The sequence below is a fragment of the Lactiplantibacillus sp. B652 genome (assembly GCF_023806745.1).
Taxonomy (GTDB): Bacteria; Bacillota; Bacilli; order Lactobacillales; family Lactobacillaceae; genus Lactiplantibacillus; species Lactiplantibacillus pentosus.
The window spans coordinates 1-235 of the sequence record NZ_JAMSKY010000116.1; the positions used below are offsets into that span (position 1 = coordinate 1).

The following is a 235-nucleotide window of genomic DNA, read 5'->3' on the forward strand; positions in this document are numbered from 1 at the left end:
GAACGATGTATAAACTGAACGCTTCTGAGCCAACCGATGTTGGCTGACAATTTTTTTAAAACCTTATCCAGAGGAGTGATACCAGCAGGAGATGGCGTTTTAGTCCAAAGTAACCAGCTAATAATAGACGGTTTCCCATTTAGGAAAATCGCTGGGTAAATCGCGCCAAACGCACCCATTTTTCAAGGTATAAAGCAGGGCACAAAAGATATCATATAAATCAACCTTTCTTGGC

Annotated in this window: 1 pseudogene; it reads right to left on the bottom strand. The window is 41.3% G+C overall.

From position 1 onward, the window contains the following. Positions 1-123 precede the first annotated feature (123 nt). A pseudogene (locus tag MZO40_RS17240) lies at positions 124-235 on the bottom strand (transposase); the annotation flags it as partial.